Origin of the sequence: Variovorax paradoxus (assembly GCF_024734665.1) — a bacterium.
Lineage (GTDB): Bacteria > Pseudomonadota > Gammaproteobacteria > Burkholderiales > Burkholderiaceae_C > Variovorax.
Window position 1 is genome coordinate 2,557,017 of the sequence record NZ_CP102931.1, and the last position, 24,449, is coordinate 2,581,465.

Sequence of the window (24,449 nt, forward strand, 5' to 3'; positions counted from 1 at the left end):
TGCGCAGCAGCTGCAAATTGACTGCCCCCTGTTCAGGTGTCAGGGCCTTCTGGGCAGAAAGAATTCATCGAAGAGCGCGAGCACGCCGGGGAAGTCACGGGCGAAGTTCGGGCGGCTCACGAAGTAGGCCTCGCAGGCCACCGCGAAGAATTCGCTGATCGACGTGGCGCCATAGGCGTCGAGCCACGGCGGCTCGGTGCCGAAGCGTTCCGCCTTGATGGTCTGCTCGCGGAAGTCGTCGTAGGCGGACTGCAGCACGGCGAGCCAGGCTTTGCGGGCTGCGCGCGCGTTGCGCTGGCCTGCAAAGCCGGGCGGCAGCGGTGGGCAGCCGTTGGCGTCGCCGCTGCGCATGTCGATCTTGTGGGCGAACTCGTGGATCACGACGTTGTAGCCGCGCTCGCTGGTGACGCTGCTCGCCAGCACGTCGTCCCAGCTCAGCATGACGGGGCCACGCTCCATGGCCTCGCCGGCCACGACTTCGCCGTACTCATGCACCACCTGGGCCTCATCGACCACCTTGCGCCGCGCCACCACCTCGGAGCGGTGCACGACGATGCCGACGAAATCGTCGTACCAGTTCAGTCCGCCCTTGAGGTGCAGCACCGGCAGCACAGCCTGGGCCGCGATGGCCAGCGCCACTTCGTTGGTGATGGTGAAGCCTTTGGCGCCATGGAATTCCTTGTCGCGCAGGAACTCGGCCGTCAGCGTGCGAAGGCGTTGCCGGTCGGTGTCCGGCAGTGCGCCCAGGAAGGTGTAGCGCCTGAGCGCGGCCTGCCAGGCGGCTTCGGGAATCGGGGGCAGGGCGCGCAGGCGGCGCAGCCACTTGAACATTGGTAGAGGCGGCGCGGCTAGCGCAGATCGACGCGCTGCGCGCCGGCGGTGGAGAGGCACAGCAACTGCGCGCGCGGCGGATGCGCGGCAGCATCCCAGTCGCTCAGCACGACGCGGCGCAGGCCGTTGCCCATGTCGTGATCGGCGGGGCGATGCGTGTGGCCGTGCACCAGCGTGGGGGCGTTCGCCTGTTGCAGCCACTCGCGTGCCGCTGCGGTGTCGACATCGGCCCAGACGGTCGACGGATTGCGCTTGCGGTCTTCACTCTGCACGCGCATGGAGCGCGCGAGCGCGCGGCGTTCTTCCAGCGGCCTCGCGAGGAACGCGGCCTGCCACTCGGATGTGCGAACCTGTGCGCGGAACTTGAGGTACTCCGTGTCTTCGAGGCAGAGGATGTCGCCGTGGCTCAGCAGCCAGCGCTGGCCGTGCAGCACGAGCACCGTCGGGTCGTCGAGCAGCGTGAAGCCGCATTGCGCCGCGAGCGCGGGGCCGACGAGGAAGTCACGATTGCCGTGCATGAAGAACACCGGCAGCCGCTGCGCAGTGCGGCGCAGCAGTTCGGCGCACTGGGCCTCGAAACCGGGCTGGGCAGCGGCATCGTCGCCCACCCACACCTCGAACAGGTCGCCGAGGATGATCAGCGCGTCGGCCGGCGTGGTCTGCAGATAGCCCTGCCAGGCCTCGAAGGTGGCGGGCTCGCCGGCCTGCAGGTGCAGGTCGGAAATCAGGTCGACAGTGCGCCACGCGGGTGGCGCCACCAGCTCGGTAAAAGCCGGGTTCGCCACTGTGGTCATGCCGCGTCGCGCCTGTTCGTCATTCAGCGGTGACAACGGCCTTTTCGATCACGACGTCTTCGAGCGGCACGTCGTCATGGAAGCCCTTGCGGCCCGTCTTCACGGCCTTGACCTTGTCGACCACGTCGGTGCCGTTGATGACCTTGCCGAACACGGCATAGCCCCAGCCCTGGGCCGAAGGTGCGGTGTGGTTCAGGAAGCCGTTGTCGGACACGTTGATGAAGAACTGGGCGGTGGCCGAGTGGGGCGCGCTGGTGCGGGCCATTGCCACGGTGTAGTTGTCGTTCTTCAGGCCGTTGTTGGCTTCGTTCTGGATCTCGGCGTCGGTGGGCTTTTGCTTCATGCCGGGCTCGAAACCGCCGCCTTGCACCATGAAGCCGGGGATCACGCGGTGGAACACCGTGTTGTCGTAGTGACCCTTCTTCACGTACGAGACGAAGTTCTCGACCGACTTCGGCGCCTTGGCGGCGTCGAGTTCGAGCGTGATCACGCCGTAGTTCTTGATGTGCAGTTCGACTTGGGGGTTGCTCATGAGGGGCTCCTGCTTGAGAAAGGGAAAGGAATTTACTTGGCCAGCAGCGTGGCGGACTTGATGGTGACGGCCTCGAGCGGCACGTTCTGCATGCCGCCCTTGTTGCCGGTGGCCACCGCGCGGATCTTGTCGACCACGTCGGTGCCGGCAACGACCTTGCCGAACACGGTGTAGCCGTAGCCGTCGGGGTTGGGCGCGTTGAGCGAGTCGTTGTTCTTCACGTTGATGAAGAACTGCGAGGTCGCGGAATTCGGGTTGCCGGTGCGGGCCATGGCGATCGTGTATTTGTCGTTCTTCAGACCGTTGCTCGCTTCCAGCGGAATGGGCGCGCGCGTGGGCTTTTGCTGCAGGTCGGCCGTGAAGCCGCCGCCCTGGATCATGAAGCCGTCGATCACGCGGTGGAACACCGTGCCGTCGTAGTGCTTGTCCTTGACGTATTGCAGGAAGTTCTCGACCGACTTGGGCGCCTTGGCTGCATCGAGCTCGACCACGATGTCGCCGGCCGAGGTGGCGAGCTTGACGCGCGGTGCCGCGGCCGATTGCGCATAGCTCGTGGCGGCGAACGTGAGTGCGGCGGCCAGGACGAGGGCGCTGCGGCGGCTGAAACGGGAGAGGGTGTGAGTCGTCAAACGGGGCTCCATGTGCGGATGAAGGGACGGGGCTGCGCGGCAGGCACCCTGGGGCGCCCGTGCCGGCGGCGATTACTTGCTGGTGCGGCCGACCGGCTTGCGGATGACCACTGGCGGCGCGGGCAGGGCGGCTGCCTCGGCTTCGGCCTTCGAGCTGAAGATCTGGCGGATCAGCGCGAGCTTGGGAGCGACGCTGGCGTTGGTGCTGGCGAACTGTTGCGCGCGCACGTATTCCTGTGCCGCGAGGCGGGCGTACACGTCGCCGAGGTTCTCGTGCGCCGTGGCGTAGTTCGGATTGAGCTTGAGGGCTTGCTCGAGGGCGTTGCGCGCCTGGTCGAACTTGCTTTGCGACGCATAAAGCGCGGCCAGGTTGTTGTAGGGCTCGGACAGCTCGGGGAAGTCTTGCGTGAGCTGCGTGAAGGCGGTGATGGCCTCGGCCTGCTTGTTCTGCTCGGTGAGGATCACGCCGCGCAGAAAGCGCATCTGCGGGTCGCGCGGCTTGCCGGCGATGTAGGTGTCGGCCTTGGCGAGCGCTTCGTTCGACTTGCCCTGGCGCAGCAACGCGTTCACGTCGTCGTATTCGTTGGCGTGCACGGCGGAGCCCCACAGGCTGAACAGCAGTGCGAAGGCAATGGAGAGTCTGGAGAATGCGGCGTGCTTCATGAAGCCTCGGCGGAAATGGGGGGAGATGCAGGCTTGCGGGCTTGGGGAACACCCGAACGCTGCGCGGTGGCAGCCGTTTATACTTGGTTTCATTGTAGCCGAGGGGCCATGTCCAACCCCTCGCGACCACAGTCCCCGTCACCCCTGAAAAACACCGTCGTTCGCCCGTGCCGTACGTGCGCGAAGCGACGCTTTCCGAATCTCATGAGTCTGCGCATCTACAACACGCTGTCGCGTGAATTGGAGGAATTCTCCCCATTGCAACCGGGACAGGTGCGCATGTACGTTTGCGGCATGACGGTCTACGATTTCTGCCACATCGGCCACGCCCGCATGATGATGGCGTTCGACGTGGTGCAGCGCTGGCTGCGCGCCAGCGACTACGCCGTGACCTACGTGCGCAACATCACCGACATCGACGACAAGATCATCGCCCGCTCCGTGCAGCGCGGCATCACCATCCGCGAGCTGACCGACGAGGTGATCGCGGCCATGCACGAGGACATCGGCGCGCTCGGCATCGAGCCGCCCACCATCGAGCCGCGCGCCACCGAATACGTGCCGCAGATGCTCGGCATCATCGAGAAGCTGGAGCAAAAAGGTCTGGCCTACCGCTCGGACAACGGCGACGTCAACTACGCGGTGCGCAAGTTCCCGGGCTACGGCAAGCTGTCGGGCAAGTCGCTCGACGAACTGCACGCAGGCGAACGCGTCGCCGTGCTCGATGGCAAGCAGGATCCGCTCGACTTCGTGCTCTGGAAGGCCGCCAAGCCGACCGAGCCCGCCGACGCCAAGTGGGAAAGCGCCTACGGCACAGGCCGGCCAGGCTGGCACATCGAGTGCTCGGCCATGAGCTGCGCCACCCTGGGCGAGACCTTCGACATCCACGGCGGCGGGGCGGACCTCCAGTTCCCGCACCACGAGAACGAAATCGCCCAGAGCGAAGGCGCCAACGGCAAGCCGCTGTCGCGCTTCTGGGTGCACAACGGCTTCGTGCGCGTGGACAACGAGAAGATGTCCAAGAGCCTGGGCAACTTCTTCACCATTCGCGAAGTGCTGCAGAAGTACGACGCCGAGAGCCTGCGCTTCTTCCTGGTGCGCACGCATTACCGCAGCGCGCTCAACTACAGCGACGCGCACCTCGACGATGCCCGCAATTCGCTCAAGCGCCTGTACACCGCGCTCGACCTGGTCGCCCCGGCCGACATGGCCATCGACTGGACCCAGCCGTATGCCGCGCGCTTCAAGGCCGCCATGGACGAGGACTTCGGCACGCCCGAAGCCATTGCCGTGCTGTTCGAGCTGGCCGGCGAGGTCAACCGCACCAAGTCCGCCGAGACTGCCGGCCTGCTGAAGGCGCTGGCCGGCTCGCTGGGTCTGCTGCAAGGCGACCCACGGGCCTTCCTGCAGGCCGGCAGCGCGCTGGACGACGCGGCCATCCAGGCCCGTATTGCGGAGCGCGCCGCCGCCAAGGCCGCGAAGAACTTCGCCGAAGCCGATCGCATTCGCCAGGAACTCCTCGAGCAGGGCATCGTGCTCAAGGATTCGCCCACGGGCACGACCTGGGCGGCTGCGCAGTGAACGGAACGACGAACCCCATGCCCGCCAGCAAGAAGACCAGCGTTCAGATCTACACGCCGGACTATTGGGAAGAGGCATGCAAGCACCTCTCGCGAAAAGACCGCGTCATGAAGCGGCTGATTCCGAAGTTCGGCGACGCCTGCCTCGAATCACGCGGTGATGCGTTCACCACGCTCGCGCGCAGCGTCGTGGGTCAGCAGATTTCGGTGAAGGCCGCGCAGTCGGTCTGGGACAAGTTTGCCGCGCTGCCGCGCAAGCTGACGCCGGCCAACGTGCTCAAGCTCAAGGTCGACGACATGCGCGGGGCGGGGCTGTCGGCGCGCAAGATCGAGTACCTCGTCGACCTGGCCCTGCATTTCGATTCGGGCATGGTCCACGTCGATGCGTGGAAAGACATGTCGGATGAGCTCATCATCGAAGAACTCGTGGCCATTCGCGGCATCGGCCGCTGGACGGCAGAGATGTTCCTCATCTTCCACCTGATGCGCCCGAATGTGCTGCCTGTAGACGACCTGGGGCTGCTCAACGGCATCAGCGTCAATTATTTTTCGGGCGATCCCGTCAGCCGAAGCGATGCCCGCGACGTCGCCGTGGCCTGGGCACCATATTGCAGCGTGGCGACTTGGTATATTTGGCGATCGCTCGACCCCGTACCGGTCGCGTACTGAACAACAGGAGAAGACGTTGGCGAAACGAACCTTCCTCGACTTCGAGCAGCCCATTGCTGAACTCGAAACAAAGATCGAAGAATTGCGCTATGTGCAGACCGAATCCGCGGTCGACATCTCTGAAGAAATCGATCAGCTCGGCAAGAAAAGCCAGCAGCTCACCAAGGACATCTACAGCGACCTGACGCCCTGGCAGATCACCAAGATCGCACGGCATCCGGAGCGCCCCTACACGCTCGACTACGTCAACGAAATCTTCACCGATTTCGTCGAACTGCACGGCGACCGGCATTTCTCGGACGACCTGTCGATCGTGGGCGGCCTTGCGCGCTTCAACGGCGTGCCCTGCATGGTGCTCGGCCATCAGAAGGGCCGCGACACGAAGGAGCGCACCGCGCGCAACTTCGGCATGAGCAAGCCCGAGGGCTACCGCAAGGCCTTGCGCCTGATGAAGACGGCCGAGAAATTCAAGCTGCCGGTGTTCACCTTCGTGGACACCCCCGGCGCGTACCCCGGCATCGACGCCGAAGAGCGCGGCCAGTCGGAAGCCATCGGCCGCAACATCTTCGAAATGGCGCAGCTCGAAGTGCCGATCATCGTCACGATCATCGGCGAAGGCGGCTCCGGCGGCGCGCTGGCCATCTCGGTCGGCGATCAGCTGCTGATGCTGCAGTACTCGATCTACTCGGTCATCAGCCCCGAAGGCTGCGCTTCCATCCTGTGGAAGACCAGCGAAAAGGCGCAGGAAGCGGCCGATGCGCTGGGCATTACCGCGCACCGCCTGAAGGCGCTGGGCCTGGTCGACAAGATCGTGAACGAGCCCGTCGGCGGCGCGCACCGCGACCATCGCCAGATGGCTGCGTTTCTCAAGCGCGCGCTCAATGATGCCTTCCGCCAGGTCAGCGACCTGAAGCCAAAGGAACTGCTGGAGCGCCGCTACGAGCGCCTGCAGAGCTACGGCCGCTTCAACGACACCAAGGCCGACACCGGCAGATAACGCGCAGGCGCTGTCATGAACTCCGCTTTCGAACGCGCCGTTGCCGCGTTCGAGCCGGCGCACTGGCCGCTGGCGGTGGGGTTCAGCGGCGGTGCCGATTCAACCGCCTTGCTGGCCGCCTGCGCATCGCGCTGGCCGGGGCAGGTGCTTGCCTTTCATGTGCATCACGGGCTGCAGGTTGCGGCCGACGGCTTCGAGCAGCATTGCCGTACCGTGTGCGAGCGCATGGCTGTGCCGCTGGTCGTGCATCGCGTCGATGCCCGGCATGCGCCGGGCGACAGCCCTGAAGACGCGGCCCGCCGTGCTCGCTATGGGGCGTTTGCCGAGATGGCGCGCGCTGATGGGGCGAGGGCGGCTATCAAATCCATAGCGCTGGGGCATCATGCCGACGACCAGGTCGAAACGCTGTTGCTGGCGCTGTCTCGCGGCGCCGGGCTGCCGGGGTTGGCGGCCATGCCGGTGCATACACAACGCCACGGGCTCGACATCTACCGGCCGCTGCTTGCGGTTGCCGGCGCCGACATCCGCAAATGGCTGGCCGGCCGCGATCTGCCGTGGATCGAAGACCCGACCAACGACGACGCGCGCTACACCCGCAACAGGATCCGCTCCGTGCTGCTGCCCGCGCTGGAGCAGGTATTTCCGCAGTTCCGCGCCACCTTTGCGCGCAGCGCCGGCCATGCCGCGCAGGCGCAGCAACTGCTGAACGAACTGGCGGCGCAAGACCTGGAAGCCGTGGGTAGCCCGCCGCGCATCGCAACGCTGCAGATGCTGTCGCGTGCCCGCCAGGCCAACGCGCTGCGCCATTGGCTGATGCAGTCGCACGGTTGCGCCCCCAGCGCCGCGCAGCTCGACCAGCTGCTCGACCAGGTCCGCGCCTGCACCACGCGCGGCCACCGCATCCACCTCAAGGTGGCCGCCGGTTTCGCCGAGCGGCAGGGCGATTTCCTGCATTGGTACAATGCTCCGCCCTCGCCAAAGACTTTGCTCTGACAGCTTGCAGGGCGCCGCCTTTCAAGCGGCCCTTTCCTTTTCTCTGATTTCACCCATGGCATTGATCGTTCACAAATACGGCGGTACGTCGATGGGCTCGACCGAGCGCATCAAGAATGTCGCCAAGCGCGTCGCCAAGTGGGCGCGCGCAGGCCACCAGATGATCGTGGTTCCGAGTGCCATGAGCGGCGAGACCAACCGCCTGCTCGGCCTGGCCAAGGAACTGGCGCCCAGCAAACCCGGTGTGGCCCACAACCGCGAACTCGACATGCTGGCCTCGACAGGCGAGCAGGCGTCGTCGGCGCTGCTGGCCATTGCGCTGCAGGCCGAAGGCGTCGAGTCCGTGAGCTACGCGGGCTGGCAGGTGTCGGTTCGCACCGACAACTCGTACACCAAGGCACGCATCGAAAGCATCGATGACGAGCGCGTGATGGCCGACCTGAACGCCGGCAAGGTGGTGGTCATTACCGGCTTCCAGGGCGTGGACGACGACGGCAACATCACCACGCTGGGCCGTGGCGGCAGCGACACATCAGCCGTGGCCATTGCCGCGGCCATGAAGGCGCACGAATGCCTGATCTATACCGACGTCGACGGTGTCTACACGACCGACCCGCGCGTCGAGCCCGATGCGCGTCGCCTGACGACCGTGAGCTTCGAAGAGATGCTCGAAATGGCGAGCCTGGGCTCCAAGGTGCTGCAAATCCGCTCGGTGGAATTCGCCGGCAAGTACAAGGTGCCGCTGCGTGTGCTTTCGAGCTTCACGCCGTGGGACATCGACATCAATGAAGAGGCCAAGTCCGGCACGCTGATCACTTTCGAGGAAGACGAAAACATGGAACAAGCCGTCGTATCCGGCATCGCATTCAACCGCGACGAAGCCAAGATCTCGGTGCTCGGCGTGCCCGACAAGCCCGGCATCGCGTATCACATCCTCGGTGCAGTGGCAGACGCCAACATCGAAGTCGACGTGATCATTCAGAACCTCAGCAAGGACGGCAAGACCGACTTCAGCTTCACCGTGCATCGCAACGAGTACGCGAAGACGATCGATCTGCTGCAGTCGAAGGTCATGCCCTCGCTGGGCGCGACCGAAATCGTCGGCGACACGAAGATCTGCAAGGTCAGCATCGTCGGCATCGGCATGCGCAGCCACGTGGGCGTGGCGAGCAAGATGTTCCGCGTGCTGAGCGAAGAGGGCATCAACATCCAGATGATCTCGACCAGCGAAATCAAGACCTCGGTCGTGATCGACGAAAAATATATGGAACTGGCCGTGCGAGCGTTGCATAAAGCGTTCGATCTCGACCAACCGAGCGCCTAAGTGATGGCATAATCTCGGCTTCTTTCAGGAACTGTGACCGAGTGGCCGAAGGTGCTCCCCTGCTAAGGGAGTATGGGGTGTAGAGCCTCATCGAGGGTTCGAATCCCTCCGGTTCCGCCAAGACAAAAGCCCCTGTAGTTGTGAGACTACAGGGGCTTTTTTTCTGTCCGAGCCCATGGCAGAAAAGAACTTTGGCACTAAGCCTTGCTGCGCAGGGCCGAACCTCCGACCAGGAGCGCCACCAGGCTGGCGGCCGCAGCGAACATCACGTACCACGCGGGGGCGAGCGGGCTCCCGGTCCGGGCGATCAGCGCCGTGGCAATGAATGGCGCGAAGCCACCGAAGATCGTGACAGCAAAGTTGTACGCAATCGAAAGCCCCGTGGACCTCACCTGCGGTGGATAGAGCTCGGCCATGGCGGCGGGAGCGGGGCCGGTGAACCCGGCGATCAGCACGGCAAATACGACCAGCACAGCCGTCAAGGTCGCGGCACTCGGAAAGGCCGTGAGCAGCCAGAGCGCCGGATAGGCAAGCACGAGGATCGCCGCAGCGAACCCGATCAACAGCGGCCGGCGTCCGATCCGGTCCGAGAGCCCGCCGAAAACCGGCGCCAGCACAACCAGCACCAGGAGCCCGGCGCCATTCGCCCACAGCGATGCACTCTGCGGCAGCTTCAGCGTGCGCACGGCATACGTCGGCATGTAGACCAGAAAGAAATACGTGCACACCGTCCACACGATGGTGACGCCGAACCCGGCAATGATTTCCTTGCGGTACGAGCCCATCACCTGCCTCAGTGGGGACGCCTGTTGGTTGGCTGCCTTGGCCCGCTCGAAGGTTGCGGGCTCCCGCGTCTTGGCTCGGATGTACCAGCCCACCGGGCCGATGACCAGGCCGAACAGGAACGGGATTCGCCAGCCCCACGCTTCCAGCTGCTGGGGACTCAGTATTCCCGTGAGCGTCGCGCCAAAGAGCGAGCCGAGCAGAAGCGCGCCGGCCTGGCTCGCCTGCTGCCAGCTTGCGAAATAGCCCTTGCGATCTTTCGGCGCGTGCTCGACGAGAAACGCTGTTGCCCCTCCAACCTCGCCGCCGGCGGAGAAGCCCTGGATCAGCCTCGCCAGCACGATCCACGCGGGCGCCCAGAGGCCTGCATCGGCGTACGTCGGCGCCAGGCCGATCATTGCTGTTCCAAGCGCCATCAGCAGGATCGTTGTCGACAGTGCGGCTTTGCGCCCGTGCGTGTCGCCGAGCGCGCCAAGAATCACCGCACCGATCGGCCGCATCACAAAGCCCACGCCGAAGGTCGCTACGGTCAGCAACAGCGAAGAGGTTTCATCGCCGGTGGGGAAGAACAGCTTGGAAATCGTGATCGCGAAGAAGCCGTAGACAGCAAAGTCGAACCACTCGAGCGTGTTGCCGATGACCGCTGCGGGAATCATCCGGCGCGTTGCATCGTGGGGCTCGTTGGAGGCGAGCGCGCCGAAGGCGCTGGTGGCATCAGCCACCGTGGCTGCGTCGAGATTTTTCATGCTGTCTTGAGAGAAGGGGCGGGTGAGATATCGGCTTCGGCGAGCGCCCATGCACCGGCCGATTGCATGAAGCGATCGGCCGCCTGCAGCTGGGCTGCGGAGATCCATTCGTCCGGCTGGTGCGCCTGCGCGATGGAGCCGGGGCCGCATACCACCGTTGAAATGCCGACCTGCTGGAAGAAGCCCGCCTCGGTGCCGAATGGCAGGTCTGCCTCCGGCCAGAGCGCGCCGAGTTCGCGCGCGACCGAGACCGCAGCGTCGTTGTCGCGTGCCGACAGCGCCGGCACGCCCGCGACCTGCATGGCCTCGACCGTGACGCCAGCGGGAAGGTCCATCAGCGCATCCCGGACCGTATCGCGCACGAGTTCCGCAGCCGCTTCATCTTGCGGACGAAACTCCCACAAGACCTCGCAGCACCCCGGCACGATGTTGATGGCGGTGCCTCCGTCGATCCGGCCGATGTTGATCGTGGCCTCGCCACCCCGGCTGGCAAAGCTGCGCCGCAGTCCGGCCAGGCAGGTGACCAGGTAGGCGGCAGGCTCGATCGCGCTGGCGCCGAGTGACGGGTCGCTCGAATGTGCGGGAAGCCCGCTGAAGAGCGCCCTGTGCCCGAAGAAGCCGCGGTGCCTGACGCCGATCCGCATCTCGGTCGGCTCGCCGATGATGGCCAGCGCGGGGGCTTCCACTTGCGTCTTCAAGCGGTTCACGAGCTCCGGAACGCCGAGGCACCCGATCTCTTCGTCATAAGAGAAAGCAAGGTGGATCGGACGGCCCAGCGGACGCCGCTGCCAGGCAGGCACGGCCGACAGGCAGGCGGCGATGAAGCCCTTCATGTCTGCCGCGCCGCGGCCGTGGAAGCGGCCGTCGCGTTCGACCAGCGTGAAGGGATTGGCGCTCCAGTTCTGGTCGGTCACGGGCACGACGTCGCTGTGCCCGGAGAGCACCATGCCGCCCGCCATGTCGGGGCCGATGCTGGCGAGCAGGTTCGCCTTCCGCTTGTCCTCGCTGTGCACGAGATGCACTTTCACCCGGTGTCCCGCGAGGTAGTCGGCGATCCAGTGGATCAGGTCGAGGTTCGAGCGATGCGAGGTCGTGTCGAATGCCACCAGGGTTCTGAGGATCTCGATGGTGGTCATGCGACACGCTCGGCCAGGGCATTGCTGGCGCTGTTGTTGCCGTTGTTCATGCTTCTGCCGGAGTTGCCGCGGCCCAGCCGCTCCTGCACGAGCTGCATGGCTGCGGATTGGGTCGGTGTACCGGTGCGTTCAGCGAGTTCGAAGATCCGGTGCAGGGTGGCGCCGATGGCTTTCACCTGCGAATCCACCTTTGCGGCATTGAATCCCTCGTGCTCCGACGCCACACGGATCAGGCCGCCCGCGTTGATCACGAAGTCCGGCGCGTACAGGATTTCCTTGTCGCGCAGCTGCCTGCCATGTTCGTCGCCGGCCAGCTGGTTGTTGGCGCCGCCGGCGATCACCCGGAACTTCATCTGCGGCAGGGTTCGATCGTTCACGACGGCACCCATCGCGCAAGGAGAGAACACGTCGGCCTGAACGGCGTAGATCGCGTCGGGTTCGACCGCCTGCGCATCGAACTCGGCGCAGGCCTTGCGCGCGAGCGCCGCATCGACGTCGGATACCGTGAGGCGCGCCCCCGCGGCGGCGAGCAACCGGCACAGGTTCCAGCCGACGTTGCCCAGGCCCTGCACTGCCACTGACAGCCCACGCAGGTCACGATCCAGCCGATGCGCGACGCTCGCCACGATGCCGTGATAGACGCCCAATGCCGTGGTCGGCGAAGGATCTCCGGTGCCGCCCAGTTCTTCCGGCAAGCCGACCACGTGCCGGGTGTTTTGTCGTACCCAGGCGAAGTCGGCGACAGTGGTACCAACGTCTTCGGCGGTGATGTAGCGGCCCCCCAGGCGGTTGACCGCCACGCCCATCGCGCGCAGCAGTTCGGGCGTCTTGCTCTTGCGCGGGTCGCCGAGGATCACCGACTTCCCGCCGCCCAGGCCGAGTCCCGCAGCCGCGGCCTTGAAAGTCATTCCACGCGACAGGCGAAGCACATCGCGCAGGGCGGAAGCTTCGTCGGCGTAGGGATACATGCGGCATCCGCCCAGGGCCGGCCCGAGCCGGGTGCTGTGAATGGCGATGATGGCCCGGAGCCCGACCCGATCATCGGATACGAAGACGACCTGTTCGTGGTCCGCAAAAGACTCGGTAGAGAAGACGGTCATTTATTTATCTGTTTTTTGAGTTTCGATGTGAACGAATGCGGACGCGGCCTGCTCCAGGGCCGCTGCCGCATCAATGCCTGGGGGCGCAGGCTAGAAACAGCAGCAAGCGATGTAGATATAGCGATAGCTCTACTGGAGGAACGTCGAGCACCGCATCGGTGAGCGACAGAACTTCAGGGCTTGCTTGGCGGAATGATTGCGTCATGTGATGGCCTCGCTGTTGGGCACAGCATGACATCGGGAGACGCGGTGATATTGGTGAAAATTTGGCGCCGCAAGATCAGGCGCGGGACGGTTGCAATGCGGGCGCCGTCGTAATCAATCCCATCTCCCTGAACAGCCTTTGGTACTCGTTCAGTGCGAGATCCTGCAGCGATTGGTGATGCTCGGGATTGATCGTTATCTCATCGATTGAAAAATCGAATTCCGCCGAACTCATCCAATCTTCATATCGAAGTTTGATTGGCGATGCCGGATGCTCCAGGTCGGGAGCTTCAATCGTTGAATGAATATCCGGTATTCCCGGTTCGCCTTGAGGAATCAGGCAAGTCCAGACAAGGCCATGGCGTTCAACAGCCGGAAACATCGTGATCCTGAAGCATTCCACCGTCTTGAGTGCAAGCTTCTCGGGGGCCTTGCGGCATTGCCCATCGGACCCGTAGCGCAGGCCGTGATAGGCGCAGACCAGCTCGTTGTCTTCGATGCGCCCCGTGCTCAATGGCAGCCCGCGATGCGGGCACATGTCTCGGCCAATGCGAATGCCATCGGGCATGCGATAGATGGCCAACCTGAGGTTAAGCAAGATCATCTGCCTGGGCTTTGCCGCCACCTCGTCGACACGTGAGACCGGAAACCACTGCCTGGCCAGAACCGGCCAGTCTTGCTCGGAGAACGTGCAGTTCGGAGGCAAAAAGCCCTCGGGCAGAGGGCGCGAGGGGGGCGGTTCAACGGGCGGCATGGCTCGCTCGTCTTATTTGACCAAGCCGATCCGGATCCTCCGGTTGTGCTGTCCCTTGTTCTCGATCTTCAGGATGCGCAACGGTGCCGATTGCGAAGTCTTCGAAAGATGCGTTCCGCCGCAGGCCTGCCGGTCGAGTCCCACGATCTCGATGATGCGCGTGGTGCCGTCGTCCTGGCTCGGTGGTGCTACAGAACGGCTGCGGAGTACCCCGGGTTCGCGCGAGAGTCCGGCCGCGTCGAGGTAAACCGCATTCACCTGCAGCCCGTCGGAGATGAGGGTGTTGAGTTCGGGCTCGAGCATGCGCAGTTCGTTGTTGTCGGCCGCGGGCAAGTCGAAGTCGATGCGGGCCGTGCCATCGGCTGCCATTTGCACGCCCGTTACCAGCGAGCCCTCGAAGCGCTGATAGACGAGCGCATTGAGGATGTGCAGGCCCGTGTGCAATTGGCTCATCATGAAGCGGAAATCCTGGTCCACTTTGGCGACGACCTTGTCGCCGGGAATGGAGGCGGTTTCAGCTTCGTCGAAGACGTGCCACGCATTGCGACCCTCCGTTTCGACCCGGCTGATCTTGATCTCGCCACCATTCCATTGCAGCGTGCCGCGATCCGCCAATTGCCCACCGCCGCCCGGATAGAAGAAAGACCGGTCGAGAAGAACCGCATTCGGGCGGCGCGCTATGACATTGGCTTCGAATTGAAAGCAATCAGGTTCGATATGGCAGAGATAAGGAGACATGAATTCCTCGGTTGACGGAAACGCTTAAGAAAATCGTCGTGCGGTAACGATGCCGATCAGAATGATCACGGCCCCCGCAAACTCGGTGGCGCTCAGATATTCATGGAACAGATAGGCGCCGAGCACGGTTGCAATGACGGGCTGTATCAGCAGGGTGATTGAAGAAAGCGCGGCCGGAAGCTTGGCCAGCGCATAGGCAATGAGGCCCTGGCCTCCGACGTGCGAGACGACTGCCAGCGCCAGCAGCATCAGCATTCCGTTGATCGTGTGCGGAACAAGCGACTCGCCGCGCAGGAGCGTGATGGGCAGGAGAATGATCAACGTACCGACGCTGCTCCATGCCATGACGGTCATCGTCCGATAGTTCGAGCGCACAAGGCTGACCGCCAGGAGATACGAGCCGTAAAAAACTGCGGTCAAAAGTCCTAACAGATTTCCCGCCATATAGGTCGAACCGAAATCCAGCCGATGCCCGATCAGGATGAATGCGCCGGCCAGCGCAAACAGCATCCCGAACAGGAAGCCGGGCTTGAACTTTTTACCCAGAAACAGGTTGGACCCAAGCACCACGAAGATCGGAGCAAGGTTGGCAAGAAGATTGGAATTGGCCAGCGTGGTCAGCGTCATCGACCAGTGATAAAGCGCCAGATTCCCGGAAAAAATGAAGCCGACAAGAATGAGCTTGACCGGAATGGCCGGCATTTTTTCAGAGGGCGAGCCGGTCGCGCGCACTGGTTCGGCTCTTGCCGCAAGCATGTCGAGCAGGAAGAAAATCGGAATTGCCAACGCAACCCGATAGACCGCGCTCGCGGTCGGAGGCAATTCGCTGTGGCGAAGAAAAACGCCACCCAGCGCCAACGCCGCCGCGCCAAGCAGAAGCGCAACGAAAGAAAAGAAGTTTTTGCTTTTTGAAGCAACAGGTAGGGCAATAGTCGTCATATTTCATTCCGGCACGACCGGGTCTCCATCGGTCGTGCCAGCCAGTTTGTTTTTTAAAGCATCAAAAGGGCAGGGCGAAGAGCTATCGCTATTCAAATCCCTCGATCACCATGAGCTGCATATCGGCTGCAGCATCCTTTCGCAATCCCTTCGCAAAGGTGTATTCCGGCGATTCGTAGAATTTTCTCGCCGCATCGGCAGATTTGAATTCAACAAGAACCACGCGCCGATCATCCAGAGCGCCTTCCAAATGCATGCGCTCGCCTCCCCGCGTCAGAAACCTGCCTCCAAACTTTTCTATGATCCCGGGCGTGAGTTGCTTGTATTGGTTGTATTGATCCGGGTCCACAATGGACATCCGGCCAATCAGATAGGCGACCATATGACAACCAGGCTTGGGGCCGCCGTTATACGTAAGCCACTTTTCTCTGCTCTGCGGCGACACCGGATTGCAGCAATGCCGCATCCAGAACGTCCCAGAGGCCGGTCAGCGAATCGAGAAAATCGTCTGCGCCTTCGATGACCAAGTGGGCGTACTCGGTTTTCAGGGCCAGCTCGACCGCGGTGCGGGCGTTTTGCTCGTGGTGCTGCTCGGCGCCGACTTCGCCCCAGTGCTCCAGCAGGTAGTGCATTTCAGGCACCTCGAGATCGGCGTTGTAGATGCCGCTGTCCACCAGGCAATACTTTTCGCCCGGAATCAATTGCTGGTTGGAGATCATTTCCAGCGCCAGCGTGGTGCCGAGATTCCGGTAGGTGTTCTCGATGTCCGTCATCTTGCGGTGATCGAAGACGCCAATGGCCTTTCGGACTTGCGCGGTCAACCCGGTGTCCATGTCGTAGCCGGGCAGGGAGCCGAGCAACTGGTTGGAGAAGTCCTTGAGCTTCGCTTCGACCTTCTCCTGGTTGTAGAGGTCTGCAAACACGGGCTTTTCGGCCGACTGGTTGACGATGTATCCCGCCATCGTCGCCAGCTCGGGGCCGTGGCCCGATTCGCTCTCGACGATTTCTTCCAGCAACTCGCTCTGCCTGTGCAGCCCATGCTCCTTGAGCGCATCCGGAAAACTCCATCCGGGACGCGTGGACGCGCAGAAGCTCTGGATCTGGTGGAAAAGGGCTCCCACAACAGGAGGCTCTGGTTCGATCTTTACCCAATTCTTGAAAATCGGGTGGGAATAGCAACGATGACTTTTAACTCTCTCAACCAGATCGGAAATGGTAACGCTCATTTCGTGCTCCTAATTACAGTTGGTTAAAAAATGCCGTGGGAACTCAGTTATTTACTTGCCATCAACATTCGCCCTCCAGGGTGATCAAGTATTTCGACCCGCACATTGGAAAAGCCCGCGCGGAACAATTTTTCAGTCCATTCGTCTTCACTGAGGAGTTTTCTGGACATGAAATGATTGTGCAGATGATTGAATGCCGCGGCGAACGGCTTTTCCCAGCCGGATTGAGCAACAGGAATTGCATCGACGATGATCAGCGTGCCCTTGATTGCATTGGCACAGCAGGCGCGCAGCAATGCGTCGAGCGTTTCTTCTTCGGCAGGAAGAAGATCGTGCATGACAAATCCTGCGTGGATGATGTCCGCGTCCCTGATGAGAGATGCATCTTCCGTGAGGATCTGGATGGGGGCAGTCACGAACTGGAGCCTGTCGCTCATTCCCGCTTCACTGGCTGCGCGAACGGCCTGTTCGGTGGCCGACGCGCTCAGATCAATTCCAACGCCTTTTGAGCCCGGAATTTTCCTGAGCATGCGGATCAGGAACCCTCCGGAGCCTGATCCAAGATCTACGATTTTCTTTGGTGCCATCGCGACGATGGCGTTTTCCGGCTGCGGATAGAAGGATTTTTCGCCCATCCATTTCGATGTGCGGGCAACCAGGCCGCCGCTGCGCGGGTATTTGAGTTGCGCCTCTTCGTTGTTTTCCGAAAATTCTTTCGCGTTGTTGATCAACGGGGCACAAGCGCGGAGCGCCCACGAGAGGTACCCGACTTCATTGATCAGTTCGTCGAAATTGCTGCCAGCCTTGTAGGTTGCTGGTGCTTTTTCATTCAATACCTCGATGATTCCGGCCTTGCTCAGGGAGTCGAGGTAGGCGGAAATCACCGATTCCTTGATTCCGCAGGATCGGGATGCCGTTGCAGCGTCCACGATCGGCGATTTCTGGAGAAATTCAATGATTCCGTACTCCGCGCCTATTTCCAGCAGGATTGCGGAGCCTGCGAGGGAGGAACCAGTAATGCCGCGATCAACATTTTGCATGGGTCACCTGTGGGTTAAACACTATTGAAAACGAACTGATTACTTTGCAGTGGTCGAAACCATTTAGTTGCACGATAGTCAGCGCGGAGAAACCCGTATTGGTAAAAATTGCGGCCGGAAGCAATCGCGCCAAAAAGACGAATCCGAATTCCGCGCGAGCCGAGCGGAAACAAGAAGCGGAAGAAGGAAGACCCTCAGCGCATGGCTCGAGGGCCGGGGAGGCGGTCTCTCAGCAGGTCCGTGCGCGGACGTACTGGAGAGGCGTCATGCCGAAGGTGCGCTTGAAATGCCTGGTGAGAGCGCTCTGGTCGTAAAAGCCGCTCGCAACGGCGGCTTCGATCAGCGGCCGGCCGGCAGTGAGGTGACTGATGGCGGCCCTGAGCCGCAACTGCGTGAGGTACGTGTGCGGCGTCAGTCCGATCGTGCGGTTGAATGCGCCGATCAGCTGAAAGGGCGTCAGGTCGGCGGCCGCCGCCATCTGCTCGAGCGTCAATCGCTCTGCGAAGGAGTCGCGCAGCAACTCCAGCACTGGCGCGAGCACGTTGGCATCTGCCGGCACCGGGAGCACGCGTTGCCCTGGCTGTGCGTGGCTCTGGAAGAGTGTTCCGAAGCTATGGACGAACAGTTCCTGCTGCCGCAGAGGGTCCCATTGATCGCTGTTTCCGTCGTAGGCGCGATGAAGCTCCAGAAAGCTGCCGATGAGCTCCTGGTTGCAATAGATGTTCGATCCGAAGTACCGGGTCTGATCGATGCCCAGTGTCGTCATCAGATGCCTGATGCCCGGCTCGGCCAGATAGAGAGCCCTGTACCGCCAGCGGGCACTGCCGCCCATGCGGCCCGAGTGTGGTTCGGCCGGGTTGAACACGAGGAGCGCCTGCTGATTGGCAATGCCCGTGCGGCCGCGGCTCTTGAACTCCGCGCCTCCAAGCTCGGTGACCGCAATCACGAAGGAATGGTGCACATGGGGTGCGTATTCATGTGTCGTGAAGTCCGCATGGAGCATGTCCATGCCCGGCATGCCAGGCACATGCCAGTAGCGCGATGTATTCAGAGGGTCCAGCTTGGCCAACGAAGCCTCCGTTTGGATCAGCGGTTGTAACGCTTTCAGCGTCCAACCGGTTGCATGGCACCTGAATGGTGAGCAAGGCTGTCTATTCCAGTGACTACGGCGCGATCTGGGGAGCGGGCGGGGCGGCGCCAAGTCGCTGTACCTTGAGCACGCAAAGACTGTGCCATTTTGCGGTCCTGGTGTGTCGCGTGCCCGGCCCGGGAAAGAACGGATTCAGGTTCACGAATCTCGAAGAATGATTCACTATGCCTGCAGCGCGGCGAACTCCTGGAGACCTTCATGAACATGCCCCTCGAAAGTACGGCACTGGCGTTTCAGTTTCCCCTGGCCGATGGCGTCGAGACGCACAGGGTATTCAACCAGGCCAGTGCTTGCACCGGCCACAACGCATTCACAGGCGATGTGGCTCTACGAGAACTCGTGGCGCGCCACGCGTCCTGGAGCATTCCCGACGCAACGGCGGTCGGCGCATTGGCGGGCAACGAAGAGGTGCAGGACCTCGCACGATTGGCCAACGAACACAGCCCGCAGCTGCGCACGCATGATCGGTTCGGCAATCGCCTGGACTGGGTCGAGTTCCATCCTGCATGGCATCAACTCATGGCCTTGGGGTTCGCGCATGGCGTACCGAGCCTTGCGTGGACAACCAATGAGCCCTCGGGCCACCTTGCGCGTGCGGTGCTGAGCTACCTGTGGAACCAGGTCGAGAACGGCACCGGATGCCCCACCGGCATGGCCTACGCTGCCTGCGCCGGTTTTGCGGGGCGGTCGGAGTTTGCAATGTGGCGGGAGAAGACACTCTCCGGTCGCTACGACCCACGCCGCCTGCCGCTCCCGCAGAAAACGGGCGCCGTCATCGGCTACGCCATGACCGAGAAGCAGGGCGGCTCCGACCTGCGCCAGACGCAGACCACGGCCACTTTCGTCGGAACCGAGAACGGCGCCCGCATCTACAACGTGACCGGCCACAAGTGGTTCTTTTCGGTCCCTACCTCCGACGGCTTCTACACACTGGCTCAAACCAATTCGGGCGTGAGCTGCCTCTTCGTTCCGCGCTTCCTGCCGGACGGCAGTGCCAATCGTGTTGCCGTGCAGCGCCTGAAAGACAAGTGCGGAAACCGCTCCAACGCATCGAGCGAGGTCGAGTTCAACAAGACCTGGGCGATGCTGGTCGGCGAAGAGGGGCGCGGCATTCGCGAGATCCTGTCGCATGCACACCTGACCCGCCTCGACTTCGCAGTGGGTTCTGCAGGCCTGATGCGCCAGGCGCTCACGCTGGCGATCAACCACGCATCGACACGCGACGGCTTCGGTCGCCGGATGGCCGACCTGCCCATGCAGACGAATGTGCTGGCGGACTTGGCGCTGGAAAGCGAAGCGGCCATGCTGTCGGCGATGCGCGTCGCACGCGCAACCGACAGCATGGAATCGAATGAACGCGAGCGGCTTCTTGCCCGCGTGGCAACGCCCGTGGTCAAGTACTGGAACTGCCAGCGTGCGACGTACTTCGTCTACGAGGCATTGCAGGTTCACGGCGGCAACGGCTTCATCATGGAGAACCCCATCGCGCGGCTGTATCGCGAGGCGCCGCTCAATTCGATCTGGGAAGGCACGACGAACATGATGTGCATGGACGTGGTTCGCGCGCTCGGCCGCGAGAAGGGTTCGCTCGAAGTCTTTCTCGATGAAGTCTCCCAGCCGGGAGTTGCCAACGCGGCGTATGCGAAATTCATCGCCGGTTTGCGCGACGATCTTTCTGCGGGTGCCGTCGATGAGGGCAATTCGCGCGCCATCGTGACGCGCATGGCCCTTGCGCTTCAGGCGAGCGAGATGCTCAGGCACAGCGATGGCGCGGTGGCGCAGCGCTTCGTCGAGTCGCGCCTGGGCGGTCGGCACGCCGGTGTGATGGGGACTCTGGTCGCGGGGGCAGATCTGCGCGGAATCGTTGCTCGCGCCGATGTGACTGAGGCGGCGCAATCGGCATCTATCTGAGGGCTAGTCTCAAGCCGACTGGCGTTCCCGCTGCATCGGCAGCCACAACACGAACCGCGTTCCCGTCGGTTTCGATTCCCACTGGACCACGCCCTTGATCGCCTGCGCTCGCCGCCGCTGGTTCTGCAGGCCTCGGCCCCCCGCGGACTGATTGCCCATCACCTTCTGGACGTCGAAGCCCTGGCCGTTGTCCTCGATCGTCACCTGCACGCCCGCGCCCTCCAGCGAGGTGCCCACGCGTATCTCCGTCGCGCGCGTGTGCCTCAGGATGTTCGAGATGCTTTCCTGCACGATGCGCAGGATGTGCAGCGCGCTCGATGGGTCGAGCCAGTCCAGCGCGGGCAGCTCCTGCACTTCCCACCGCAGCGAAACACCGGTGCCTTCAAGCCGCGGTTCCAGCCGGTAGCGCAGCGTGGCCAGCAGCAGCAGCAGGTCGGCCTCGATGGGCTCCAGCGAGTCGAGCGTGAGCTTCAGGTCGTCCAGGCAGCTCTTGAGAATCTGCGAGACCTTGTCGTCGCTCATGCCGCCGCCTTCGACCGAGCGGATGGCGCTGATCAGCGAAGAGCCGAGGCCGTCGTGCATGTCCTGCATCAGGCGCTGGCGTTCGTCGCTGATGGTCTGCAGGCGCTCGACCTCGCGCAGCCGCCGGTGGCTGAGCTCGAGTTCGGCTTCGCGCTTCTGCAGGCGCTGCGCAAGGCTCGCATTGAGCTGCTCGACCTCGCCTATGGCGTGCATGTACCGGCGGTACATCAGCGCGCCGAACACGCTGAAGGTGACGGCGTTGGTGTACGCCCCCAGGTACCAGCCTTCGGGGCTGATGAAGTTGTTCTGCAGCAGCCAGTCGGTCATGCCCAGCAACACGCAGATGCCGATGCCGACCGCGACCAGTCGCCCTTCGGTGGAGCGGCGCCATGCGCTGACGCTACCCACCAGGCAGACCAGGGTGCCCATCAGCGCCGCGACAGCGTAGATCAGCGGCGTTACCTGCGGCGTGTTCTGCACGATGTTCAAGCCGGGCAGGGTGACGAGGCCGATGGTGGTGGTCGCCACGACCACACCGACGGTCAGCCACTTGAGCTGCAGGCCGTGCAACTGGCGCAGGAAGAAGTGCACCACCATCACCAGCCAAAAGAGCGAGTTGACTGTCAGCCACGCGAACCAGTCATTGGCGACGGGCAGGCTCACGTAGAAGTGAAGTCCCCGCATGAAGGAAGTGGCCGCGAGGTTGAAGAACAGCAGGTAGCCCGTTTCGTCGCGGCGCCTGAACCACACGAACAGGGCGAACACGCCCACGGCCATGAATGCTGCGCCGAGCATCGCGGGCAGCTCCTGCTGCAGCCACTGGCGCATGCCGTAGCGGCCCCTGAGCGCGTCGATGGGGCCGATCCACAGCGACGACAACGCCACCTGGGCATTGCGGGTGTGCTCCAGGCGCAGGAGGATCTCGCTGGGCGGCTTGCTGTCGACGCTGTTGTCCAGCTGGACCCACAGCGGGGTGCGGGTGCTGTTCCACAGCGGGCCCGACTGCTGCGCGCGGTGGACCAGCTGGCCGTCGGCATAGACCGCGATGGTGCCATCGGTCTTGATCCGGATGCCGTACAACGCCAGCGGCCCGGCGTCGGGCGGCAGGCCGCGCGTGGACAGCCGGATCCAGGTGGTGCGCGTCGTCCTGGTGGAGGCGGTCTCCGCCTGGCGCAGCAGTGCGATGGGAAGGGCCAGGGGCAGTTCGACCCGCTTCCAGGTGTCCGGCAGGGCGCCGCTGTCCTGCTTCAACGGCGGAGTGCTGAATCCCGAGGCTTCGTCGACCTGCCAGTCGGCGCGCGTCAGGTGCAGCAGCGAGTCGGACTGCTGCAGGCCGGCTGTCCCGCCCAGGAAGGCCCCGATGGCGCCCAGCAGTGCCATCGACAGGACGAGCACCACGTTGGCGAAGAAGGGTGCGGGACGGTAGTTCAAAGGGTGTTCGGATGAATCGCGCGCAAGGCTGACGCGAAGGACATGTAACCTATTTTCTCACTCTGTAACCAAGCGCGTGATGTTTCCCGCCCGATGCCCTTTGAGGCGGTGAGCGTTCCTGGGACAGACGTAGTGCATTCACGACAAATGCGGTTCAAGAGTAACTATATGTATGGTTAAATCCCCGCAACTATCGCGAAGAAGACGAGGGATTGCATGAAGCTGCTGCTGAGCATTGCGTTCGCTGCCGTGGCCCTGGCCGGTTGCGCCAGCGCACCGACTACACCCACCGAGCCCGGAACGGGCAGGGGCACTTCCTATGTGCCCATGGTCGCCATGGAGGGCGTGGACAAGGTCCGCTACGACAACGACGTGGCCGAATGCCGCACGGCGTCGAACCGCATCACGGCGCGCAGCGAAACCGGCGACGCCATGTGGGGCGCGCTGGGCCTGGGCCTGATCACGGTGCACGGACAGGGCATCGTCGCCGCGGCGTCGTACACCGGCATCACGGCGGCCATCATCGACTGGAACGGCCGCCCCGACTCGCAGCTGATTGCCGAGCACCAGCAGATCGCCATCGTGCATTGCATGGCCAAGCGCGGCTATCGCAACCTCGACCCCAACGTGCGCGACTCGTTCTACGGGAACACCTTCGACCCGGGCGTCGTCATGAAGCCGCGCCGCACCGGCATCGACACCTACAACGTCGAAACGCTGGCCAAGGCCGGTCGCTGCAACCTGCAGCCGCGTGCCGAGCTGACGGCCAAGGGCCCCGGCTACGAAACCTACAACGTGCCTTGCGACAACGGCGGAACCTGGGCGGTGCGCTGCGAGTTCGGCAAGTGCCGCGTGCTGGCGCAGGCGCTGATCCGCCGCTCCTGAGCTTCGATGGGCCCGCGAGGGCCCCTGCCTGCTCAGCTGTCGCTCACTTGACGATCATTCCCTTGAGCGCCGGGTCCGGCGGCGGAGCCTTGAGCTTCATCTGACGCATCGTCTTCACCAGCAGCTGCGCGATCATCACGTTGCGATGCCGCTTGCTGTTGGCAGGCACCACGTACCACGGCGCGTGGTCGGTCGAGGTGGCGCCCAGCGCGTTCTGGTAGGCCTGCTGGTAGGCACTCCACTTGGTGCGCACCTCCAGGTCGTCCATGCTGAACTTCCATTGCTTGCCGGGCGTGTCGATGCGGGCCTGCAGGCGTTCGCGCTGCTCGTCCTTGTCGATGTGCAGCATGCACTTGACCACCACCGTGCCGGTCTCGGTGAGCAGCCTCTCGAAGTCGTTGATCTGCGCGTAGCGGCGTTTTGCCTCGGCCTTGTCGATCCAGCCTTCGACCACGGGCACCAGCACGTCTTCGTAGTGACTGCGGTTCCACACCATGATCTCGCCGGTGCGCGGCACGACGGCGTGGCAGCGCCAGAGGTAGTCGCGCGCGCGTTCGTCCACGGTCGGCGCCTTGAAGGCCGATACGCGCACGCCCAGCGGCGAGGTGCGCGAGAACACCCAGCGCACGGTGCCGTCCTTGCCGCTGGTGTCCATGCCCTGCAGCACCAGCAGCAGCTTGCGCCGCCCCTCCGCGTGCAGCAGGTCTTGCAGCTCGTCGAGCTCGACGGCCAGCGCATCGACTTCGGCGCGCTGAGAGGCTTCGTCGCCCTCGCAGAAGGGCGTGTCGTCGGGGTCGATGTGCGAGAGCTTGAACTTGCCGCCGACGCGGTATTTCTTGAAGCTGGCCATGAAGCGGGACTCCGTGAAGAAC

Annotated in this window: 24 protein-coding genes and 1 tRNA gene; 8 read left to right on the forward strand and 17 right to left on the reverse strand. The window is 63.3% G+C overall.

Translation table 11 applies throughout. The features are described 5' to 3' along the window. Positions 1 to 39: 39 nt before the first annotated feature. Genes NWF24_RS12000 through NWF24_RS12020 form a run of 5 tightly spaced genes read right to left on the reverse strand, consistent with a single transcriptional unit; the run spans position 40 to position 3,449 of the window. Positions 40 to 831: a M90 family metallopeptidase gene (locus tag NWF24_RS12000; protein ID WP_258354359.1), complete on the reverse strand. Its 792-nt coding sequence runs from the start codon at positions 829 to 831 to the stop codon at positions 40 to 42. Positions 832 to 848: 17 nt separating this feature from the next. Continuing rightward, positions 849 to 1,625 carry a UDP-2,3-diacylglucosamine diphosphatase gene (locus tag NWF24_RS12005; protein ID WP_258354360.1) on the reverse strand — a complete coding sequence of 259 codons (777 nt, stop codon included), beginning with the start codon at positions 1,623 to 1,625 and terminating at the stop codon, positions 849 to 851. Between the two features lie 19 nt (positions 1,626 to 1,644). Continuing rightward, positions 1,645 to 2,157, reverse strand: a complete 513-nt coding sequence (locus tag NWF24_RS12010; RefSeq protein ID WP_258354361.1) for a peptidylprolyl isomerase — start codon at positions 2,155 to 2,157, stop codon at positions 1,645 to 1,647. Between the two features lie 32 nt (positions 2,158 to 2,189). Then, entirely contained in the window at positions 2,190 to 2,798 is a 609-nt protein-coding gene (locus tag NWF24_RS12015; protein WP_375338451.1) for a peptidylprolyl isomerase, read from the reverse strand. Positions 2,799 to 2,858: 60 nt separating this feature from the next. Further along, positions 2,859 to 3,449: a tetratricopeptide repeat protein gene (locus tag NWF24_RS12020; RefSeq protein ID WP_093056405.1), complete on the reverse strand. Its 591-nt coding sequence runs from the start codon at positions 3,447 to 3,449 to the stop codon at positions 2,859 to 2,861. Positions 3,450 to 3,653: 204 nt separating this feature from the next. Between NWF24_RS12020 and cysS the strand changes: the two genes are divergently transcribed. From cysS to NWF24_RS12050, 6 genes are all read left to right on the forward strand, one after another. Further along, on the forward strand, positions 3,654 to 5,030 hold the full coding sequence (gene cysS, locus NWF24_RS12025) for a cysteine--tRNA ligase (RefSeq protein ID WP_258354363.1): 1,377 nt from the start codon (positions 3,654 to 3,656) through the stop codon (positions 5,028 to 5,030). Positions 5,031 to 5,047: 17 nt separating this feature from the next. Further along, positions 5,048 to 5,698 carry a DNA-3-methyladenine glycosylase family protein gene (locus NWF24_RS12030; protein WP_093056579.1) on the forward strand — a complete coding sequence of 217 codons (651 nt, stop codon included), beginning with the start codon at positions 5,048 to 5,050 and terminating at the stop codon, positions 5,696 to 5,698. Positions 5,699 to 5,714: 16 nt separating this feature from the next. Further along, positions 5,715 to 6,695, forward strand: a complete 981-nt coding sequence (locus tag NWF24_RS12035; RefSeq protein ID WP_093056407.1) for an acetyl-CoA carboxylase carboxyltransferase subunit alpha — start codon at positions 5,715 to 5,717, stop codon at positions 6,693 to 6,695. A 15-nt stretch (positions 6,696 to 6,710) separates the two neighbouring features. Next, positions 6,711 to 7,688, forward strand: coding sequence for a tRNA lysidine(34) synthetase TilS (tilS, locus tag NWF24_RS12040; protein WP_258354364.1), 978 nt, complete (start codon positions 6,711 to 6,713; stop codon positions 7,686 to 7,688). A gap of 55 nt (positions 7,689 to 7,743) precedes the next feature. Further along, the gene (locus NWF24_RS12045) at positions 7,744 to 9,012 is read left to right on the forward strand and encodes an aspartate kinase (protein WP_093056409.1); all 1,269 of its coding nucleotides are present in this window, start codon (positions 7,744 to 7,746) and stop codon (positions 9,010 to 9,012) included. Positions 9,013 to 9,039: 27 nt separating this feature from the next. Continuing rightward, positions 9,040 to 9,132, forward strand: a tRNA-Ser gene (locus NWF24_RS12050). A 77-nt stretch (positions 9,133 to 9,209) separates the two neighbouring features. Here the strand turns inward: NWF24_RS12050 and NWF24_RS12055 are convergent. The 10 genes from NWF24_RS12055 to NWF24_RS12100 form a co-directional block, all read right to left on the reverse strand. Beyond that, complete coding sequence (locus NWF24_RS12055) at positions 9,210 to 10,541, reverse strand: MFS transporter (protein WP_258354365.1); 1,332 nt, start codon at positions 10,539 to 10,541, stop codon at positions 9,210 to 9,212. Beyond that, positions 10,538 to 11,677 carry an acetylornithine deacetylase gene (gene argE, locus NWF24_RS12060; protein ID WP_258354366.1) on the reverse strand — a complete coding sequence of 380 codons (1,140 nt, stop codon included), beginning with the start codon at positions 11,675 to 11,677 and terminating at the stop codon, positions 10,538 to 10,540. The genes NWF24_RS12055 and argE overlap by 4 nt, the downstream gene beginning before the upstream one ends. Then, positions 11,674 to 12,777, reverse strand: coding sequence for a Leu/Phe/Val dehydrogenase (locus NWF24_RS12065; protein WP_258354367.1), 1,104 nt, complete (start codon positions 12,775 to 12,777; stop codon positions 11,674 to 11,676). Before NWF24_RS12065 ends, argE begins: the two co-directional genes overlap by 4 nt. A 280-nt stretch (positions 12,778 to 13,057) precedes the next feature. Further along, positions 13,058 to 13,735 carry a Rieske 2Fe-2S domain-containing protein gene (locus NWF24_RS12070; RefSeq protein WP_258354368.1) on the reverse strand — a complete coding sequence of 226 codons (678 nt, stop codon included), beginning with the start codon at positions 13,733 to 13,735 and terminating at the stop codon, positions 13,058 to 13,060. A gap of 12 nt (positions 13,736 to 13,747) precedes the next feature. Further along, positions 13,748 to 14,473, reverse strand: coding sequence for an alanyl-tRNA editing protein (locus NWF24_RS12075; protein ID WP_258354369.1), 726 nt, complete (start codon positions 14,471 to 14,473; stop codon positions 13,748 to 13,750). 24 nt (positions 14,474 to 14,497) lie between these two features. Next, a complete protein-coding gene (locus NWF24_RS12080; RefSeq protein ID WP_258354370.1) occupies positions 14,498 to 15,412 on the reverse strand; it encodes a DMT family transporter in 915 nt (304 codons plus the stop codon). A gap of 88 nt (positions 15,413 to 15,500) precedes the next feature. Next, on the reverse strand, positions 15,501 to 15,794 hold the full coding sequence (locus NWF24_RS12085; protein WP_097199017.1) for a DUF1330 domain-containing protein: 294 nt from the start codon (positions 15,792 to 15,794) through the stop codon (positions 15,501 to 15,503). 25 nt (positions 15,795 to 15,819) lie between these two features. After that, on the reverse strand, positions 15,820 to 16,638 hold the full coding sequence (locus NWF24_RS12090; RefSeq protein ID WP_093056417.1) for a hypothetical protein: 819 nt from the start codon (positions 16,636 to 16,638) through the stop codon (positions 15,820 to 15,822). Positions 16,639 to 16,685: 47 nt separating this feature from the next. Further along, positions 16,686 to 17,678, reverse strand: coding sequence for a class I SAM-dependent methyltransferase (locus tag NWF24_RS12095; protein WP_258354371.1), 993 nt, complete (start codon positions 17,676 to 17,678; stop codon positions 16,686 to 16,688). A 229-nt stretch (positions 17,679 to 17,907) separates the two neighbouring features. Then, complete coding sequence (locus NWF24_RS12100; RefSeq protein ID WP_258354372.1) at positions 17,908 to 18,747, reverse strand: AraC family transcriptional regulator; 840 nt, start codon at positions 18,745 to 18,747, stop codon at positions 17,908 to 17,910. A gap of 279 nt (positions 18,748 to 19,026) precedes the next feature. Between NWF24_RS12100 and NWF24_RS12105 the strand changes: the two genes are divergently transcribed. After that, on the forward strand, positions 19,027 to 20,739 hold the full coding sequence (locus NWF24_RS12105) for an acyl-CoA dehydrogenase family protein (RefSeq protein ID WP_258354373.1): 1,713 nt from the start codon (positions 19,027 to 19,029) through the stop codon (positions 20,737 to 20,739). Positions 20,740 to 20,748: 9 nt separating this feature from the next. Here the strand turns inward: NWF24_RS12105 and NWF24_RS12110 are convergent, their stop codons facing one another. Beyond that, complete coding sequence (locus NWF24_RS12110) at positions 20,749 to 22,692, reverse strand: sensor histidine kinase (protein WP_375338452.1); 1,944 nt, start codon at positions 22,690 to 22,692, stop codon at positions 20,749 to 20,751. A gap of 216 nt (positions 22,693 to 22,908) precedes the next feature. Here NWF24_RS12110 and NWF24_RS12115 point away from each other — a divergent pair, with 216 nt between their 5' ends. Then, positions 22,909 to 23,577, forward strand: a complete 669-nt coding sequence (locus NWF24_RS12115; RefSeq protein ID WP_258354374.1) for a hypothetical protein — start codon at positions 22,909 to 22,911, stop codon at positions 23,575 to 23,577. Positions 23,578 to 23,620: 43 nt separating this feature from the next. Here NWF24_RS12115 and NWF24_RS12120 read toward each other — a convergent pair whose 3' ends face one another. Next, the gene (locus tag NWF24_RS12120) at positions 23,621 to 24,427 is read right to left on the reverse strand and encodes a PPK2 family polyphosphate kinase (protein ID WP_258354375.1); all 807 of its coding nucleotides are present in this window, start codon (positions 24,425 to 24,427) and stop codon (positions 23,621 to 23,623) included. Positions 24,428 to 24,449: the final 22 nt, after the last annotated feature.